This is a genomic window from Micromonospora sp. DT228 (assembly GCF_049841595.1).
In the GTDB taxonomy this organism is placed as follows: Bacteria; Actinomycetota; Actinomycetes; order Mycobacteriales; family Micromonosporaceae; genus Micromonospora.
Window position 1 is genome coordinate 243,397 of the sequence record NZ_JBNCKO010000005.1, and the last position, 17,680, is coordinate 261,076.

16 protein-coding genes are annotated in these 17,680 nt (G+C 73.1%); 5 read left to right on the forward strand and 11 right to left on the reverse strand.

What is annotated here, in order from left to right; all coding sequences use genetic code 11:
* Nucleotides 1-649: 649 nt before the first annotated feature.
* From nagA to ACLQ29_RS12935, 3 genes are read right to left on the reverse strand one after another with little or no spacing between them, the layout of a single operon-like run.
* A complete protein-coding gene (gene nagA / locus ACLQ29_RS12925) occupies nucleotides 650-1,759 on the reverse strand; it encodes an N-acetylglucosamine-6-phosphate deacetylase (RefSeq protein WP_425771828.1) in 1,110 nt (369 codons plus the stop codon).
* Nucleotides 1,756-2,799 (reverse strand): ROK family protein, encoded by a 1,044-nt coding sequence (locus ACLQ29_RS12930; protein WP_425771829.1) that lies wholly within the window; start codon nucleotides 2,797-2,799, stop codon nucleotides 1,756-1,758. The genes nagA and ACLQ29_RS12930 overlap by 4 nt, the downstream gene beginning before the upstream one ends.
* The gene (locus tag ACLQ29_RS12935) at nucleotides 2,796-3,725 is read right to left on the reverse strand and encodes an SIS domain-containing protein (RefSeq protein WP_425771830.1); all 930 of its coding nucleotides are present in this window, start codon (nucleotides 3,723-3,725) and stop codon (nucleotides 2,796-2,798) included. Before ACLQ29_RS12935 ends, ACLQ29_RS12930 begins: the two co-directional genes overlap by 4 nt.
* Before the next feature lie 190 nt (nucleotides 3,726-3,915).
* Here ACLQ29_RS12935 and ACLQ29_RS12940 point away from each other — a divergent pair, with 190 nt between their 5' ends.
* The 5 genes from ACLQ29_RS12940 (at nucleotide 3,916) to ACLQ29_RS12960 (ending at nucleotide 8,102) form a co-directional block, all read left to right on the forward strand.
* Nucleotides 3,916-4,701 (forward strand): DeoR/GlpR family DNA-binding transcription regulator, encoded by a 786-nt coding sequence (locus tag ACLQ29_RS12940; protein WP_393369654.1) that lies wholly within the window; start codon nucleotides 3,916-3,918, stop codon nucleotides 4,699-4,701.
* Nucleotides 4,702-4,822: 121 nt separating this feature from the next.
* A complete protein-coding gene (locus tag ACLQ29_RS12945) occupies nucleotides 4,823-5,833 on the forward strand; it encodes an ATP-binding cassette domain-containing protein (RefSeq protein WP_425771831.1) in 1,011 nt (336 codons plus the stop codon).
* Nucleotides 5,830-6,846, forward strand: coding sequence for an ABC transporter permease subunit (locus tag ACLQ29_RS12950; RefSeq protein WP_425771832.1), 1,017 nt, complete (start codon nucleotides 5,830-5,832; stop codon nucleotides 6,844-6,846). Before ACLQ29_RS12945 ends, ACLQ29_RS12950 begins: the two co-directional genes overlap by 4 nt.
* 110 nt (nucleotides 6,847-6,956) lie before the next feature.
* Nucleotides 6,957-7,361, forward strand: coding sequence for a DUF3263 domain-containing protein (locus ACLQ29_RS12955; protein WP_425771833.1), 405 nt, complete (start codon nucleotides 6,957-6,959; stop codon nucleotides 7,359-7,361).
* 231 nt (nucleotides 7,362-7,592) lie between these two features.
* Nucleotides 7,593-8,102: a GNAT family N-acetyltransferase gene (locus ACLQ29_RS12960; RefSeq protein WP_393369663.1), complete on the forward strand. Its 510-nt coding sequence runs from the start codon at nucleotides 7,593-7,595 to the stop codon at nucleotides 8,100-8,102.
* Between the two features lie 62 nt (nucleotides 8,103-8,164).
* Here ACLQ29_RS12960 and ACLQ29_RS12965 read toward each other — a convergent pair whose 3' ends face one another.
* The 8 genes from ACLQ29_RS12965 to ACLQ29_RS13000 form a co-directional block, all read right to left on the reverse strand.
* Nucleotides 8,165-9,097, reverse strand: a complete 933-nt coding sequence (locus ACLQ29_RS12965) for an SMP-30/gluconolactonase/LRE family protein (protein WP_425771834.1) — start codon at nucleotides 9,095-9,097, stop codon at nucleotides 8,165-8,167.
* Between the two features lie 91 nt (nucleotides 9,098-9,188).
* Nucleotides 9,189-11,414: an AAA family ATPase gene (locus ACLQ29_RS12970; protein WP_425771835.1), complete on the reverse strand. Its 2,226-nt coding sequence runs from the start codon at nucleotides 11,412-11,414 to the stop codon at nucleotides 9,189-9,191.
* Nucleotides 11,415-11,450: 36 nt separating this feature from the next.
* Nucleotides 11,451-11,966, reverse strand: coding sequence for a hypothetical protein (locus tag ACLQ29_RS12975; RefSeq protein WP_425771836.1), 516 nt, complete (start codon nucleotides 11,964-11,966; stop codon nucleotides 11,451-11,453).
* A 37-nt stretch (nucleotides 11,967-12,003) separates the two neighbouring features.
* Nucleotides 12,004-12,750 (reverse strand): GTP-binding protein, encoded by a 747-nt coding sequence (locus ACLQ29_RS12980; RefSeq protein WP_425771837.1) that lies wholly within the window; start codon nucleotides 12,748-12,750, stop codon nucleotides 12,004-12,006.
* A complete protein-coding gene (locus ACLQ29_RS12985; RefSeq protein ID WP_425771838.1) occupies nucleotides 12,728-13,210 on the reverse strand; it encodes a DUF742 domain-containing protein in 483 nt (160 codons plus the stop codon). Before ACLQ29_RS12985 ends, ACLQ29_RS12980 begins: the two co-directional genes overlap by 23 nt.
* Nucleotides 13,207-13,680 (reverse strand): roadblock/LC7 domain-containing protein, encoded by a 474-nt coding sequence (locus ACLQ29_RS12990; protein WP_355027544.1) that lies wholly within the window; start codon nucleotides 13,678-13,680, stop codon nucleotides 13,207-13,209. Before ACLQ29_RS12990 ends, ACLQ29_RS12985 begins: the two co-directional genes overlap by 4 nt.
* Complete coding sequence (locus ACLQ29_RS12995; protein WP_425771839.1) at nucleotides 13,677-16,247, reverse strand: sensor histidine kinase; 2,571 nt, start codon at nucleotides 16,245-16,247, stop codon at nucleotides 13,677-13,679. Before ACLQ29_RS12995 ends, ACLQ29_RS12990 begins: the two co-directional genes overlap by 4 nt.
* Nucleotides 16,234-17,412 (reverse strand): hypothetical protein, encoded by a 1,179-nt coding sequence (locus tag ACLQ29_RS13000; RefSeq protein WP_425771840.1) that lies wholly within the window; start codon nucleotides 17,410-17,412, stop codon nucleotides 16,234-16,236. Before ACLQ29_RS13000 ends, ACLQ29_RS12995 begins: the two co-directional genes overlap by 14 nt.
* Between the last annotated feature and the right edge of the window lie 268 nt (nucleotides 17,413-17,680).

A 17,680-nucleotide genomic window follows, 5' to 3' on the forward strand; every position in this document is an offset into this window, starting at 1 on the left:
CGACCTGCCTTCGTTAGAACGGGCTGGATCGCCGGGCAGGCTGGGGTCACCAGTGTGGTTGGTGGCCCCTGTAGAGCTGCCCCAGATATGGGGCGGTCTGCGATGTCCTGCCGCTGACCTTGATCGGCTGGCGACTCGTCCGAAGACAAGCTGCGGCGGCTGGCCCAATCGGCGAGTTGTCGCATTGCGGCGTTGCCGGCCCCGCAGGTCTGCTGTCCCGTGGCTTCGCCTGTCCCGCTGGTCTGCCCGCTCCCGCTGGTCTGCCCGCTCTCGCTGGTCTGCCCGCTCCCGCTGGCCTGCGTACCTCCGCAGGTCTGTGCGTCCAGTGGCTGCGCCTGCCCCATATCTGGGGCAGCTCTACAGGCCGCCAAACAGGCATGGCTTCCGGCGTCGCGGCGGCCGGGTATGGCCTGTGGCGTGGCGGCGGCTGGGTGAGGCTTCCGGCGTCGCGGCGGCCGGGTATGGCCTGTGGCGTGGCGGCGGCCGGGTATGGCCTGTGGCGTCGCGAGGGCTGGGTGAGGCTTCCGGCGTCGCGGCAGCCGGGTATGGCCCGTGGCGTGGCGGCGGCCAGGCACGGCCTCCAGCGGCACACTGCCGTCGAGCGTTGTCACCCGCCTGATGGCGGTAAGCGTGCGAGAAGGGCTCGCGCTCACTCCACCCAGGAGCCGCCGCGGAGGACCCGGACCACGTTCAGGTCGGCGTCCAGCACCACCAGGTCGGCGCGCAGGCCAACCTGCAGGGAGCCCACCTGATTGCCCAGGCCGATGGCGCGCGCGGGGGTGGTGGCCACCATCCGTGCCGCGTCGGCGATCGGGATTCCGGCGTTTACCGCGTGCCGCAGCGCGGCATCCATGGTCAGCGTGCTGCCGGCGATGGCACCGTCGCGGGCGAGTCGGGCCACTCCGTCGGTCACGGTGACGGCCTGGCCGCCCAGCTCGTACGAGCCGTCGGGCATTCCGGCGGCGGCCATCGCGTCGGTGATCAGCGCCGCCCGGTCCGGGCCCGCGGTCGAGGCGGTGAAGGTCAGCATCCCGTCGTGCAGGTGCACCCCGTCGGCGACCAGTTCGCAGATGACTGTGGGCGCGTCGAGCAGGGCGACCACCGGCCCTGGCTCGCGGTGGTGCACCGGGCGCATGCCGTTGAACAGGTGGGTGCCGACACTGGCACCGGCGGCGACCGCGGCACGGGTCTGCTCGTACGTCGCGTCGGTGTGGCCTACCGCCGCCACCACCCGCTGTGCGGTGAGCAGCTTGATCGCCTCCAGCGCGCCGTCGCGTTCCGGGGCGAGGGTGACCATCCGGACCGCGCCCCGGCCCAGCTCGATCAGCTCGGTCAACTCGTCGGTCGACGGGTCGCGCAGGTACTCCGGGTTCTGCGCTCCACAACGGGCCGCGGAGAGGTAGGGCCCTTCGAAGTGGACTCCCGCCAGCACGCCCTCCTCGACGAGCGGAGCGAACGCCTCGGTCGCCGCGCGCATCAGCGGGAAGGGCGCGCTGACCAGGCTCGCCAACAGGGTGGTCGTGCCGTGCGCGAGGTGGAAGCCGGCCGCTGCTCGGGCCTCGTCGGCGTCCCCGGTGGTGAAGGTGTGTCCACCACCGCCGTGGGTGTGCATGTCGACGAAGCCGGGCAGGATCCAGTTGCCGTCCCGGACCGACGGATATTCGGCGACCGCGGTGATCCGATCTCCGTCCCACTCGACGCAGCCCTGTCGGATGACACCGTTCGGGGTCACCACTCGGCCGTCCACCCGCACGGTCATCGCTCCTCCTGATGGTCACGGACGCGCACGGCGTCATCGTCACGGACGCGCACGGCGTCATCGTCACGGACGCGCACGGCGTCCTGGTCACGGACGCGCACCGCGTCCAGGGCGAGCAGGGCGGCGCCGAGGCAGCCGGCCTCGTCGCCGAGGGCTGCCGCGACCAACCGCGGCTCCCGATGGAAGGTCATCCGCTCGTGCAGCGCCGCCCGCAGTGGGGTCAGCAGCCGGTCCCCGGCCTGGGCCAGGCCGCCGCCGAGCACGATCGTCGCCACGTCGAACAGGGCCTGCCCGGTGGCGAGGCCGTCGGCAAGCGCCTCGATCGCCTCCCGCCAGACCTGGCCGGCGAGCGGTTCGCCGGCTGCGGCCCGCTCGGCGACATCGGCCGCCGTCACGGGAGCGTCCGCCGCCGCACCAGCCAGTTCGGCGTAGCGGCGGCCGACGGCGGCGGCCGACGCGATCGTCTCCAGGCAGCCGGGGCGACCGCAGCCGCAGCGCGGGCCGCCGGGCCGGACCAGGATGTGGCCGATCTCCCCGGCGGCGCCGTGCGCGCCCACGGACGCCGAGCCGTCGACCACGTGCGCGGCGGCGATGCCGGTGCCGATGGCCACGAACAGCACGTGCGGAGTACCGCGCCCGGCGCCGAGCCGCGCCTCGGCGAGACCACCGACGCGCACGTCGTGGCCGAGCGCCGTGGGCAGGCCGAGCCGCGCCACCGCCAGGTCCCGCAGGGGTACGTCCCGGAAGCCCACATTCGCCGACCAGACCGCCACGCCGCGCGCCTCGTCCACCACTCCGGGCACGGCGATGCCGACCGCGATCGGCGTGAGCCCGTCGGCTCGGGCCCTGTCGGCCAGCCCGACGGCCACGTCCAGGATCGTGCCGACCACGGCCGCCGGGCCGCGCGCGGCGTTCGTGGGGTGCCGCTCGGTGCGTACCGCGACGCCGTCCGGTCGGACCAGGGCGCACTTCATGCCGGTGCCGCCCACATCCAGCGCGACGACGACCTGGTCGGTGGCCCCGGCGTCGCCGCTTGTCACGCCAGCACCACCGACCGGGACAGGTGTCGGGGCGCGTCCGGGTCCAGGCCTCGGCTGGCCGCCAGCGCGACCGCGAAGCGTTGCGCCAGGATCAGGTCGGCCATCGGGTCGACCGGGGTACGACCGGCTGACCAACTGCCCAGCACCGTGCGCCAACCGTGCGTGCGGCTGTGCACGAAGGCCGCCCCGGTGGCGGCCACATCCTCGGGTAGCCCGTCGGGCAGCTCGCCGAACGCCCAGACCAGTCTGCCGGGCGCGGCGACCGAGATGGGACCGTGCCGGTAGTCCATCGCCGGGTACGCCTCGGCCCAGAAGGTGGCCGCCTCACGGCACTTCAGCGCTGCCTCCTGGGCCAGCCCGATCGTCCACCCGCGACCGAGGAAGGTGGCCTGCCCGATGGTGGCCGGGTCGATCGGCAGCGGGGATCGCACCGCGACTTCGGCGTCGGCGGCGAGCGCGGTCACCGGGTCGCCGAGGTGGGCCCGGAGCAGGGCCAGTGCGGTGGTCGCGAAGCGGGTCTGCAGCACCGACCGCTCGTCGGCGAAGGGCATCGTCACCGCGGCGGTGGCCAGCTCGACCGCCGGTGACGCCGGGTCGCCCACGATGACAGTGGTCGGAGTCCGCCCGCGCAGCGCGGCGAGCAGGTCCAGCACCTCGGTGGTGGTGCCGGAGCGGGTGATCGCGATCAACCGGTCGTAGTGGCGGCCGGCGGGGAACTCAGACGCCTGGAACGCGTCGGTCTCACCCTGGCCGGCCTGCTCGCGGCGGCCCGCGTACGCCATCGCCATGAACCACGACGTGCCGCAACCGACGACGGCCACCCGCTCGCCGGGGCGGGGCAGGTCACCGTGGACGACGCCGGCCAGCGCGGCCGCCTCCCGCCAGCAGTCGGGCTGGCTCGCGATCTCCGCGTCCACGTACGCCATGGGAACTCCTCGCCGGTGCGCAATACGGCTCGTTAGGCACGCATTTCGCGCGTCATTCTGCGCGAACGCCGGTGGCCGTGGCAACTGACCAACCGATCGCGCAGGACTGCTTTTTGCGCAAGCCTAGTTTCGCGCACTAGTGTGCACGCAATCAATCACCGTCCGTGCAGTCACTGGGAGGGCCCCCGCGGTGGACCGGTACGCCAGATGGAACGCCCTGCTCGAGATGCTGACCGACAACGGCCGGGTCAGCGTCGAGGCGGCAGCCGAGCGGCTGGACGTCTCCCAGGCCACCATCCGGCGTGACTTCGACCAGCTCGCCCAACAGCAGATGATCACCAGGACCCGGGGCGGCGCGGTCGCGAACGGCGTGTCGTACGACCTGCCGCTGCGCTACAAGACGGCCAAGCACTCGGCGGAGAAGCAGCGGATCGGCGCGGCCGCCGCCGCGCTCGTCGCACCGGGCACCGTGGTGGGCCTCAACGGCGGCACCACGAGCACCGAGGTGGCGAGGGCGCTCGCCGTGCGTCCGGACCTGAACACCAGCGCCGAGGGCGCCCAGCTCACCGTTGTGACAAACGCGCTGAACATCGCCAACGAGCTGCTGGTCCGGTCGCGGATGAAGGTCGTGGTGGCCGGCGGCGTGGTGCGCCCGAAGTCGTTCGAACTTGTCGGCCCGCTGGGTGGGGCGCTGCTGCGCGAGGTCACCCTGGACGTCGCGCTGCTCGGCGTGGACGCCATCGACCCGCAGCTCGGTGCCGCCGCCCACCACGAGGGGGAGGCCGCGATGAACAACCTGATGGTGGCCCGGGCCAAACGCGTGGTGATCATCGCGGACTCGTCCAAGCTGGGCGGTCACGCCTTCGCCCGGATCTGTCCCATCGAGCGGGTCGAGACGCTGGTGACCGACTCCGGAGCCGCCCCGGAGCTGGTGGACGCGTTCCGCGCCGCCGGCGTACAGGTCATCTGCGCCTGAGCGGTAACGCTCCGTCGATGGATTAGCCCATTCGGCGCGTCGATGCATACCGCGTATTGCGCGCGTCTGCATACCGCGTATGGTGTCGGCTGTCACGCCCACCCATCGGGGGAGGTGCAGCTTGCCTGCTGTCCTGGAGATCGAAGGTCTACGTAAGACGTACAAGAGTCGTCGACGCGGTACCCGCAACGCGCTCGACGGCTTCGACATGCGGGTCGACGCAGGGCAGGTGCACGGCTTCCTGGGCCCCAACGGGTCCGGCAAGACGACCACGCTGCGTACCCTGCTCGGCCTGATCCGACCCGACGGCGGCCGGATGGCGCTGCTCGGACACGAGGTTCCCGACGCCCTGCCCACCGTCGCCGGCCAGGTCGGCGCGATCGTGGAGAGCCCGCAGTTCTTCCCGCACTTCACGGCACGGGACACGCTGTCCCTGCTGGCCGGGGCGGGCGGGGTGCCGGCCGTCCGCGTCGACGAGGTGCTGGAACTCGTCGGGCTGCGCGACCGGGCCGACGAGCGGGTCAAGACGTACTCGTTGGGCATGAAGCAGCGGCTCGCCGTGGCCTCGGCCCTGCTGAAGAACCCGAAGCTGCTCATCCTCGACGAGCCCGCCAACGGCCTCGACCCGGGCGGCATCCGGGAGATGCGCACGCTGATGCGCGGTCTCGCGGAATCCGGGATGACAGTGCTGCTGTCCAGCCACATCCTCGGCGAGATCCAGCTGATCTGCGACTCGGTCACCATCATCTCGCTGGGCCGGCGCGTCGCGTTCGGTCCGGTCGACGAGGTCCTCGCGCAGCACTCGTCCGGCGCGGTCCGGGTCCGGCTGGAGGCCGTGAGCGACCTGCCCGCGGCCGCCGAGGCGCTCACCACGGCCGGCATCGGGGTCACCGGTCACCCCGACCACCTGATGCTGACGGGCGTCGACAAGCCGGCCACGGTGACCCGCCTGCTCGCCGAACGCAACCTCTACGTCAGCGAGTTGGCGCCGATCGCCGTCGATCTGGAGAGCGTCTTCCTCGAACTGACGTCCACCGCGCCGGTCCCCGGTCAGCACCGCCAGGTCGACGAGTCCATGAAGGTCGGTGGGGCGGGTCAGCCCGACACCACCGCGGGAGGGTGGGGCGCGTGAGCCTCTTTCGTACAGAGCTGCGCCGGCTCACCAAGCGGCGGTTCACCAGGTACATGACGCTGCTCGGCCTGCTGGTGCTGGCCGCGGTGGTCGTCGGAGTGTTCTTCAGCAACCAGAAGCTCGACGCCGCGCAGTACGCCAGGGCCGAGCGTCAGGCCGACCAACAGCACCAGGAGCAGGTGCGCTGGAGCGAGCAGGCGCGGGTCGACTGCGAGCGGGCCAAGGCGGCCGGTACGTCGAACGACGACCGTTACCCCGACGACTGCTCGCAGATCACGCCGCCGCCCCGGGAGGAGATCCAGGCGCAGTGGTTCCTGCCCTCGACGTTCGACTTCCGGAAGACGTTCGACGAGACGCTGATTCCGTTCGCGGCGATCCTCGCGCTTGTCGGGTTCGTGGTCGGCGCGTCCTTCATCGGTGCCGAGTGGAGCACCGGCGGCATGATGAACCTGCTGCTCTGGCGGCCGAAGCGACTCACCGTGCTGCTCACCAAGCTGGCCGCGCTGCTAACCGGCATGCTGGCGGTGACGCTGCCCGCCGCGGTGCTCTGGTTCGCCGGGTTCTGGGGGGTCGCCACGTTCCGCGGCAGCACCGAGAAGATGACCTCCGGCGCCTGGCAGTCGTTCGTGCTGACCGGGGTGCGGGGTGTGGTCCTGGTCCTGGTGCTCACCACCATCGGCTTCGCCCTGGCGTCGCTGGGTCGGCACACCGCGATGGCCCTGGGCGGCGTGGTGGCGGTGATGGTGGTCGGCCAGTTCGGCCTGGGCATCCTGCTGGGGTTGGCGAACGTGCGCTGGCCCGAGGCGTACCTGCTGCCCACCTACCTGCTGGCCTGGGTGTACAAGAGTGTCAAGTTGCAGGACTGGGACTCCTGCAGCGCGACCTTCAACGGGTCGTGCGAACCGGAGACCCTGGTCATCACCTGGCAGCAGTCCTCGGTGCTGCTCTCGGTCGCGGTGGTGGTGATCCTCGGAGCGGCGCTCTGGGCGATGCGTCGCCGCGACATCACCTGACCCGACCGATCTGACGCGGCGCGGCCGGCCCGGCCGTCGGGGTTCCCGGCGGAGCGGGGCCGGCCGCGCCGGCTGGTGCGGCCCAGGTCGTCCCTGGCTAGGCTGAGGCCATGTCCGCCGACGCCACCCCGGCCGCCCCCGAGCCGTCCACTGACGCTCGTCGCGGTGACGTCACGGGTGCTGTCGCGCCTGCGGTGCCGACTCCGCGGCCGGTGCCGCCCATCGAGAGCACCGACGATCCCGAGCCGGACGACGAGGTCGACGTCGCGCCCAGCGCGCCGATAGCCGCGCTTACCGAACGGGAACGGGCCATCCTCGCCTTCGAGCAGCAGTGGTGGCGACACGCCGGCGCCAAGGAACAGGCCGTCCGGGACACCTTCGGGGTCTCGTCGACCCGGTACTACCAACTGCTCAACGGGCTGCTCGACAACCCGGCCGCGTTGGCCGCCGACCCCGTGCTCGTCGGCCGGCTCCGCCGGTTGCGCTCGTCGCGCGCCCGCAACCGTCGCCGCTGACCGCCACCGCCCGGCCAGCCCGGCCCGGTCCGACCCGCGAGGAATGTCGCGGCGTCGGTGGTGTTCGGCGAGTTCGCGCCAGCGGTTTGCACACCCGGACACCCGGTCGGGTGACAACAGAGCGTGATGCGGAACACCTCGCCCGCCCGACCGGCCGGTACCGCTGTCCGGACCGCCAGTGGATGGCCAATGGGGTGGACTTCGGCCGATGAGAGCGGCAGACTGCGGCACGTGGCGGGTGCGGTCCGGCTGGAGCCGGTGGACGAGCAGAACCTGGAGCCGTTGCTCTCCGTAGCGGCGGCGGAGGCGGAGCCGAGCGACGTGATGCCTCCCGTCGAGGCCCCCGCCGGCTGGTCGCTCGCCCGTCGAGAGGCGTTTCGGGAGTTCCATCGGGCCAGCTTCGGCGGACTGGACGGCCCGACCCGCTCGCAGATGTACGCGATTCTCGTCGGCGGCGAGGTGCTCGGCATGGTTCGCATGACGCGCTGTGACGAGCCCGGCACAGTGGAGACCGGCATGTGGCTCGGTCGCTCGGCGCGCGGGCAGGGGATCGGCGCGGCGGCCCTGCGGGAGTTGCTGAACGCCGCCGCTCGGGCGGGCATGCGGGTGGTGGTCGCCGAGACGACCCCGGACAACATCGGCGCGGTCGCCGTGCTGCACAAGTGCGGCGCCAAACTGTACGAGGACGACGGCAAGGTGCGTGCCGAGATCTGCCTGGACTCGACGCCGCCGGCGCTCTGAGGCGCTCCGGGGTGCCCGGGTCGGTCGGCGGTGACCGCGGGGGCCACCGCCGACCGCCTGGATCAGGCCGGCACCCGGACGATGTCGTAGTCGGTGGTCGGCGTCGACTCCACGTCGAACCGGCCGTTCACCACGTACAGCGCCGAGCCGAGCAGGTCACCGGTGGCCGGCGACCGTAGCTGCGGTCCGGTGATCTCCCGCTGCACAGTCCCGGCGGTGTAGCCGGCGTTGAGCCGGACCACCGCGATGACGTTTGTCAGGTTCCGGATCACGTACAGGGTGCGACCGCGCAGCACCAGCCCGTCGGCCCGGTCCACCGAGTAGCCGCCGAGGTCGAAGACGCTGCTGCCGCCGGTGCGCGGGTCGACGCGGACGAGCTGGCCGGTCAACATCTGCGCGACAAGCAGGTCGCCGTCCGGAAGCGCCACGATCCCGTTGTTGAACGCGTCAGGTGTCGCGCCCGGACCGGTCAGCGGCAGCACCCGGGCGGCGGCGGGGGCGGGCAGGCGGCCACCCGGGCCCAGCGGCACCACGTACAGCACCGGCCGGGTGGAGTCGGTGAAGTAGACCGCCCGCTTGGTGATCACCATGTCGTTGACCAGGGTGTTGGGGTCGGTGGTGAACGGGTAGTGGGCCAGCCTGGCGCCGGTGCCCGGGTCGTACACGCTGGCTCCGCCGCCGGTGAAGTCAGCGGTCCAGAGTCGACCCCGCTCGTCGATCTTGAGCCCTGCCTTGGCGGCTCCGGGGGTGCCCGGGATCAGCACCGAGCCGCGCCCGGTACGAAGATCACCCCGCCACACCGCGCCGTCCAGGACAGACCCGACGTACACAGTCGTGCCCCGACCGATCGTCAACCCTTCCGGGGTGAACCCGTCGGGCAGGGCGATCCGGGCCGGGAACGGCTTCGCCGGATGGGCGGTCGCCGGCGTGCCGACCGTGGCCAGGGTCGCCGCCGCGACCAGGGGGACGAGAAGAAGGGACAGTAGCTTGCGCAAGGAACACCGCCTGACGTCCAGGTGGAGGACTCCACAGAGGAATGTGACGCCCTAATAACACTCCGGAGCCGCCAAAAGGTTGGAACGGCGCTCAGTCCCGCCGGGCGGCGTACGCGGCAAGCGCCGCGACCTGGGTCGGGTCCAGCGACGGGCGCACTCGGGCCCGTGCCGTCGCCACGTGCCCGGCGGTGACCGTGGCGGCGGCGAGTGACTCCCGCATCGCGGCCAGCGCCGCCTCCCGGACCAGCGCCGCGCAGTCCGCCGCGGAGAAGCCGGTCAGCTCGTCGCCGAGGGCCGCCAGGTCGACGTCAGGTGCCAGCGGCACCTGCCGGGACGCCGCACGCAGGATCTCCGCGCGGGCCGGCCCGTCCGGCGGTGGCACGTAGACCAGCCGCTCCAACCGGCCCGGTCGCAGCAGCGCCGGATCCACCAGGTCCGGTCGGTTGGTGGCACCGACCACCACCACGTTGCGCAACGTCTCCACCCCGTCCAGTTCGGTGAGCAGCGCGGCGACCACCCGATCCGTGGTGCCCCCGTCGGTGGCCTGCCCGCGTACCGGCGCCAGGGCGTCCACCTCGTCCAGGAAGATCAGGGTGGGAGCCGCCTCCCGGGCCCGGCGGAACAGCTCGCGGACCGCGCGTTCGCTCTCACCGACCCACTTGGAGAGCAGTTCCGCGCCCTTCACCGACAGCACGTTGGCCCGCCCCGACCCGGCGAGCGCGGTGACCAGGTAGGTCTTACCGCAGCCCGGTGGCCCGTAGAGCAGCACACCGCGCGGCGGCTGCACCCCGAGCCGGGCGAAGGTGTCCGGGTAGGTCAACGGCCACAGCACCGACTCGGTGAGCGTCTGCTTGACGTCGTCCAGGCCGCCCACGTCGTCGAGGGTCACCGAGGCCAGATCCAGGGTCGAGGCGGCCATCGTGGTCGGCCGGACCACCTCCCGGGCGGCGGTGAAGTCCGCCATCGACACCGTCGGCGTCTCGGCGGACTTCTGCCGCAGCGCCGCGCGTACCCCGGCCTCCCGGACCAGCGCGGCCAGGTCCGCCGCGACGAACCCGGGGGTACGCGCGGCCACCTCGTCCAACCGGACGTCGTCGGCCAGCGGCACCTGCCGGGTGAGCACGGTGAGCTGTTCGCGGCGCAACGCCTGGTCGGGAAGAGGAATGCTGATCCGCAGCGACAGCAGGTCCGGTGCGCGCAGCGCGGGATCGACCGCCTCCGGTCGGCCGGTGGCGCAGACCACCGCGACACCGGCCCGGATGCACTCGGCGAGCACCTGACGGAACACCGTCGCCACCGGGCCGGGGCTCTCCGCCGGTGCGAGCGCCTCGACGTCGCTGACCAGCAGCACCGCCGGCCCGCCGGCTCGGGCCGCCGTCGCCGCGGCGCGCAACCGGTCGGCGGCGGCCTGGTTCGTCGACGCGGCCACCTCGGGCGCCCACAGCGGGTGTACGCGGGCGCCCACCCGGGCGGCGACGGCCCGGGCCAGCGCCGACTTTCCGGAGCCGGCCGGACCGACGAGCAACACCCCCAGCGAGATGGCGGTGCCCAGCCGGCCCAACACCTCCCGGTGGTGGAAGCCGAGGTCGAGCAGTTCGGTCAGCTCCTCGGCCTGGGTGCGCAGCCCGGGCAGCTCGTCCACGTCCGGGGTGTCGTCGGGTTGGTCCACCGCCGGGGCCGCGTCATCCGTCCGGGCCGGCCGCGTCCACCCGGCGTCGACCGGGGCGGGACCGCCGTGGGTGGCCGGGCCGTGCTCCCAGCCGATCACCGTGTCCATCGTGACAAGAGCGCCGGCCGCCGGCTCGACCGTGCGTACGGTGAGCAGAGTGCTGGTCCAGGCGAAGCCGACGGTGTTGGCGAGGCTGCGTCGCGCCACCTCGACCAGGCTGCGCACCGAGGCGTCCGGCAGCACATCCTGTGGCAGCAGCGACACGTCGTCGCCGCCGGTGAGCACCTTGCCCAGCAGGGCCAGCCGGAGCATCTCCGGGCTCACCGCCGCGACCACCTCCACCGGCCCGGCCAGGATGATCCGGCCCGCCGGCACCAGCGGCACGGGGCCGACCCGCACCTGAGCGCCGTCGCGCACACCCAGGTTGCCCAGGGTCAGGTCGTCGGCGTACAGCAGGGCGCTGCTCGCGCCCGGCCCGGCGGTCGCCACGATCCCCGCCGTCTCCCGGCGGCCGGTGAGCCGGATCGGGTCGCCGGGCCGCAGCCCCAGCGCGGTCAGCGCCTCCGGATGCAGCCGCACGATGCCCCGTCGGGCGTCCAGCGCGGCCGGCCGTAGGCTCGCCGTCAGGGTCAGGTCGGGTTGCGCCACCGCCCGACCGTAGCCGCCGCCGGCCAGCCCCGCCGGTCAGCGCCGCGGATCCAACTCGTCCAGCAGCGACGGGTCCCGCCGGATCAGCTCGGCCAACCGGGCCGCCGGGTCCGGGGTCAACCCATCCGGGCCGGGCGCCCACTCGGGAACCGTCCGGCCGGACAGCGGCCAGGCCGGCGGGGGTTCCACAGGCGCCGCCGGGGGCACCGGCCCGACCGTGACGTCCGGTCCGTCCCAGGAGACCCGCATGGGGTACGTCTGCCCCTCGTGCTGCACCTGCACGGTCACCACCAGCCCGGGGTAGCCGCCGACGACCTGACGGACCGCCTCGGCCACCTCCTCGACCGGACCCCACCCGGCGGCCTCGCCCGGGGAGTCCGTCCCCGCGTGCCGGGGGTCGTGCCGTCCCGCCCCGCCGCCGCGAACCTCGTCCGGGTTGGGCCCGGGAAGGCCCGGCGGCGGCATGCTGTCGTCACGGTCGTTGGTCCGCCGGCGCCGCGCCTCCTCGCGCCGGGCCAGTCGGGCCAGCGTCTCGTCCAGGTCGCCCCTCACCAGATCACCTCTTCCCGCACGGCCGGAGCCGGTCGGCTCAGGCTTGCCTGTCCCGGGTGGCACGTTCCAGCGCGCGGTCCAGGACGACAAGCAGGGCGTCCCGCACCGAGAGCCGGTCCCGGGCGTCGAACTGCACAAGCGGCACGTTGTCACCGATGGCCAGCGCCCAGCGGATCTCGCCGAGTTCCAGGGCCAGCCGCCCGTCGAAGGCGTTGACCCCGACCACGAACGGCAGCCCGGCCCGTTCGAAGAAGTCGATCGCGGGGAAGCAGTCGTCCAGCCTCGCGCTGTCCACCACCACCAGCGCGCCGAGCGCCCCGCGGGCCAGGTCGTCCCACATGAAGCCGAACCGGGCCTGCCCCGGCGTGCCGAACAGGTAGAGCTTCAGACTGCGATCGATCGTCACGCAGCCGAAGTCCATCGCCACCGTCGTGGTGGTCTTCGTGGAGCGGACACCCGGATCGTCCACGCCGATCCCGGCGCTCGTCATCTCGGCCTCGGTGGTCAGGGGAGCGATCTCGGAGATCGCACCCACGGTGGTGGTCTTGCCCACCCCGAACCCACCGGCCACCAGGATCTTGACCGGGATCGGCGGTGCCGCCGGCTTACCGACCGGCGGCGAGGACGTCCCCGCGCCGGACGGCGGCTGGTACGGCGGTGGCGGCGGGCCGGCGCGTCCGACCGCCGGCCCGCTGCCCGGCGTGACGTAACGGGCGGCGGCGCTGTTTGCGGCGACCCCGCCGAGCGGGGCGACCGGCCATTCAGGAGATCGCACGGAGTCCATCAATCACTCGCAGGATGAGGTCGGGGTCGGCGGCGTCGTTGGTGTCGCCGACGTGCACGTCCAGGTGTCCGGCCGCCCGTAGGTCGCCGACCAGGACCCGCGTCACACCGAGGTGCAACCGGGCGCGGGCCGAGATCTCGGCGACCGAGATCGGTTCGGCGCAGAGCGCGATGATCGCCTGGGATTCCGGTGCCAGCAGGGCACCGCGCGCGCCGGTCGGCCAACCATCATCCGTACGCGCGGTCACCTGCGTCTCCAGCCCGATCGCCGGGTCGGCGCCCGCCACCCGTCCGGAGGTGAGCACGAACGGACGGGGACCGGCCGGCCGACCACCGTCCGGCTCCGGCGACGCCGGCGCCACCACCTCGGCCGCGTCGGTCGCGGAAGCCGTGTGCAGGTACGGGCGGATCCGGGTCCTCGGTTCCGGGTCCGGATCCTCACCGGCGACGTCGGGGGTCACTGCTGAACGGCGTTCTTCAACTCGACGATCAGCCGCGGGGTCAGGGCGCCACCGGCCCGCCCGGCGAAGAGCGTCATCTCGTACGCGACGGTGCCCAGGTTGGCGGACCGGTCGGCGACCACCCCGAGCACGGAACCGCTGCTGATCGCGCTGATCAGCAGGTAGCCGTCGGCCATGTCGACGATCACCCGGTTCAGGCCGCCGAGCGCGTACCAACTGGCCGCCCCACCGGCGAGACTCGTCATCCCGGAGACGACCGCGGCCAACCGCTCCGCGTTGGACCGGTCCTTGATCGCCGACATGGCCATCAGCAGGCCGTCCGAGGAGACCGCGATCGCCTCCAGGACGCCGGCCGTGCCGGAGGTGAAGGAGTCCAGCAACCAGTTGAACGTACGGGCCTCCGGGCTGAGGTCCCCGCTGGCGCCGGACTGACTCTGGTCGACGTTGTCGTGCAGGAAGGGACTGGTCACCGTGATGATCCTTCTTCGTTCCGGCGGTCTGGGCCGACTTCGCGGAGGGCGCGGGCCACGCCCTCCTCGAACTCGCTGATGCGCTTGCGGACCTCGGCCGGGTCACCGAGGTGCGTACTGGGTGGCTGACAGGCCGGGACGACCGTGAGGTTCGCCCCCGGCACCCGTCGGCTCAGTCGGGGCCGACCCGGGGTGGCGTCGGACGGACCGGCGCCACCGGCCACGGTAGGGCCCACGCCTCCCGGTGTGCGCGGGAGGTCTGCGCCGTTGCGCTCGGCCCGGCGTACGCCGGCCTGGAACGCCTCGACAAGCGCCCGGGCGGCGGCGGGGTCCGCGCCGGTGGCGTCCACCGGCCGGGGTGGCGTGGCGGTGGCGTGCAGGCTGGCCCCGGGCACCCGCTGTCGGACCCGCGGTGTGCTCGGCGCGCCCGACGGTTCCGGCTCCTGGACCCGCGGTGTGCTCGGTGCGGCCGACGGTTCCGGCTCCTGGGGGGTCGCCACGGGCTGCTGTTGCGGCTGGCCGGGTCCGAACGCGTTCCAGGACGGGCTGGCCTCCAGGCTGCGGGTGGCCCGGTTGAGCAGGTCCGAGTCGAAGCGGGCCGGCTCGTCGACGGTCGCCGTGACGGACCGCGCGGCGCGCTCGGACGCGGCCGCCGTACGCCTGTCCCGTTCCGGCACCGAGGCCCGGGCGACGGTGCTCCCGGCCGGGTCGGCGCGGCGCAGCACGAGTGACGTCGACGGGATCTCCAGGTGTGCCGTCACCCCGCCGCCGGCGGTGGCGGCCAGGCCCACCTCCCAGCCGTGGCGGCGGGCCAACCGGCCCACCACGAACAGACCGAGCACCTCGGTTGGCGCCAGGTCGAGTCGTTCCCGGCGGGTGATCCGGGCGTTCTCCTCGGCCAGCCGTTGCTCGCCCATGCCGATGCCGTGGTCCACGACGGTGATCCGCGCGCCGACGCCGGACGTTTCGGCGGCCACCAGCACCCGGGTGTGCGGCGGCGAGAAGGCGGTGGCGTTCTCCATGAGTTCGGCCAGCGCCAGGATGAGGTCGCCGACGACTGCCGGCGCGGCCGAGATGCCCGCCGGCACCCGCACCTCCACCCGGGTGTAGTCCTCGATCTCACCGAGCGCCAACCGGACCACGTCGGCCAACGGCACCGGCGCGGTGTGGGCGTCGGCGCCGGCCGAACCGGAGAGCACCACCAGGCTGCCGGCGTTGCGCCGCAACCGGCTGGAGATGTGGTCGAGCCGGTACAGGTGCTCCAGCCGGCCCGGGTCGGCCTCCTGCTGCTCCAGCCGGTCGATGAGCGCGATCTGCCGACCCACCAGGTTCTGGGTACGCCGCCCGACGTGGCCGAACATCTGCGCCACGTTGCGTCGGCCGGCGACCTGCCGCTCGACCAGCCGTGCGGCGGTGCTCTGCACCCGGTCGAAGGCCCGCGCCAGGTCACCGATCTCGTCGTTGGCCCGGATGTCCACAGGTTCCAGCCGCACCGGCTGGGGGCTCTCGCCCTCGTCGTCGGTGACCCGGACCAGCTCCGCCTCGGCGACCCGGGCGACCCGGTCGGCCGAGCGGGTGAGTCGGGTCAGCGGTCGGGCCACCGTCCGCGCGACAGCCGCGCTGAGCAGCACCACCAACGCCAGGATCAGCGCCGTGGTGGCCCCGACCAGGTACGCGGCCGTCAGCGCGCGTCGCTGGTCGGCGGTCACCTCGGTGAGCACGTCGGCGACAAGCTTCTTTTCCACGAACTGGCCGAGCCGGATCATCGTGCGGACGGCCGGGAAGAGCGCCTCCATCGGCACGTCGCGGACCGCGGCGGCCGGGTCCCGGGCGCTCCTGACCAGGAAGTCGGAGCTGGTACGCGCGGCCACCGCAGCATCGTTGAGCTGGGCCACCATGAGCTGCTCGGGTGTGATCAGGCTGCGGAAGCGCTGGTTGTCGACCTGGAGGGCGGCGATGCACGCCACGTACCCGGCGATGGTGTCCGAGCTGCCGATCGCCTTGACCAGCAGGCTCAGGGTGGCGCACGCGCCCAGGCCCTCGTCGACGCGGAGCAGCCCGTCGAGAGCGAGCACCTGACGACCCGGCAGCGTCTCGGTGTCGACGCCGAAGACCAGCCGCAGCGATTCGATCAACCCGACGTTCACCGGGCCGAAAGCCTCCATCACCTGGCCCGGGTTCGCGACCCGGGCCAGCACGGACGTGCGCAGGTCGATGAGGCTGGACACGCCGTCCAGGGCGCGGTCGACGCGGTCGGTGAGCGCGCCGCTGCGTCCGGCCCGCAGGTCGGCCACCCGGTCGTCCACGTCGGCGGACTTGCGGACCACCTCGCCGCGCTCGACCCGGCCGAGCAGGAAACCGACCGAGAGGATGCGTTCCTGTTGCAGGTCCTGGACCAGGCTGCCGACCCGGCTGGCGAGCCGTACCCGCTCGGCGGTGTCGCTGGCCCGCTGCGCCGCGGCCACCCGGTCGAGCATCACGGGCACGGCCAGGCCGACCATGCTGAGCAGTGGGATCACCACGAGCAGCGCGAGCTTGCCGCGGATCCGGAGCCTACCGAGCAGCATCGAAGGCCCCCCACTGCGCGGGCTCCGAGTCGCGGGCCACGCCGGCCGGTTGCAGCGCGCGTGGGTCGCTGGGCACCGGCTGCCAGGAATCTGTCGGCGACGGGGCGTCGGCGCTCTCCGCGTGGTTCGCGGCCATCGTCGCCCGGCGTCGGGCCCGGCCACGGGCGGCCAGCAGCAGCGCGGCGAGCCAGCCCAGCAGCAGCAGGGCGAACGCCCCGGCCCCGCCGATCAGCCAGCGGTCCCGGTCGAACTCGTCGATGCGCTCGACGAGCAGGGCGTCCAGCTCGGCGAGGATGACCGGCTGGAGTTGGCGGGCCGCGCGGTGCGTGTTGAGCCCGGCGGCGCTCAACTGACCGGGGTCCACCACGCTCGTGTCCTTGGCCGGGGTGGAGTACGCGGCAAGCGCCTCCACCGAGCGTTGATAGGTGTCGAGTGGGGTCAGCACGTTGGCGCCGAGGTCGGTGCTCTCCGAGCCGTCCACGGCGGAGCGCAGGTTGTCGACGAGGTCACCGGCGGGTGCCAGGGCGGCGACCCGCATCCCGGTCAGCTCCATCAGGCCGCGTGGTTGCTCGGCGGCCGGCCGGCGGGCGACAAGCGTGCCCAGGTCGGCGAGCCGGCCGGCGGCCACCACCGCCTCGGGCAGTTCCTGGCCGGCGCTGTCCTGGAGGAAGAAGGAGTCAGCGACGGGATCGCGGACCAGCCCGGAACTCTCCCGAACCTTGCGGTGCAGTGCCAGCAACAGGTCCGAGACCTCGCTGTACGCCGTGTAGGCGGCCTCCGGGTCGGCGGGGCTGCGGCCGCGCAGCGCCTCCAGCTTGGCCCGTACCCCGGCCCAGCGTTCCTGGCTGAGCAGCTCGTCGCCGATGCGGGCGTCCACCGCGGCGGCCTCCTCGACCGCCCGGTTCAGCGGGTCGCCGGACACCTGTCGATTGCTGATCGCGGCGGACTGGGCCTCCACCAGGGCGTCGGTGACCGAGCCCAGCGCGGTGAGGTACTGCACGCCGAGTCGCTCCCGGACGGCCAGGTTCCGGTCGTCGGTGGTCTGCCGCCAGGCGGACGTGACCAGCAGGCCCACGGGTGCCAGTAGTGCCCCGATGAGCAGCAACGGCAGCAGTCGGCCCAGGGTGGACGGACGTCGACGGGCCCGCGGCGCGGGGACTGTCATGGTGGTGTCTCCTCCGGCATGGGGCGCGGGTCGGCGCGGCGTCGGGCGGCCCGACAAGTCCCGTGCACCGGACCGGAAAACTAACCGACCCCCCTGCTGGTCAGGCCGAGGTGGACGAGTCAGGTTCGCGTCACTTCGAGCAATGTCACCATTCGCCCGCGTTCCCGACACGCTCCGTTTCGGCAGTGGGTGTGACATGGAGGGATCCAGGGGGATATCCGGCAAAGATCGGAATTCACGGGATCCGAACTCAACTCACTGGGCCGCG

Bases quoted from the DNA above. Each gene is read 5' to 3' on its own strand.
- nagA (WP_425771828.1), bottom strand. From the start codon at position 1,759: ATGACCGTGCGGGTGGACGGCCGAGTGGTGACCCCGAACGGTGTCATC.
- ACLQ29_RS12935 (WP_425771830.1), bottom strand. From the start codon at position 3,725: ATGGCGTACGTGGACGCGGAGATCGCGAGCCAGCCCGACTGCTGGCGG.
- ACLQ29_RS12955 (WP_425771833.1), top strand. From the start codon at position 6,957: ATGTCCGCCGACGCCACCCCGGCCGCCCCCGAGCCGTCCACTGACGCT.
- ACLQ29_RS12980 (WP_425771837.1), bottom strand. From the start codon at position 12,750: ATGGACTCCGTGCGATCTCCTGAATGGCCGGTCGCCCCGCTCGGCGGG.
- ACLQ29_RS12995 (WP_425771839.1), bottom strand. From the start codon at position 16,247: ATGCTGCTCGGTAGGCTCCGGATCCGCGGCAAGCTCGCGCTGCTCGTG.
- ACLQ29_RS13000 (WP_425771840.1), bottom strand. From the start codon at position 17,412: ATGACAGTCCCCGCGCCGCGGGCCCGTCGACGTCCGTCCACCCTGGGC.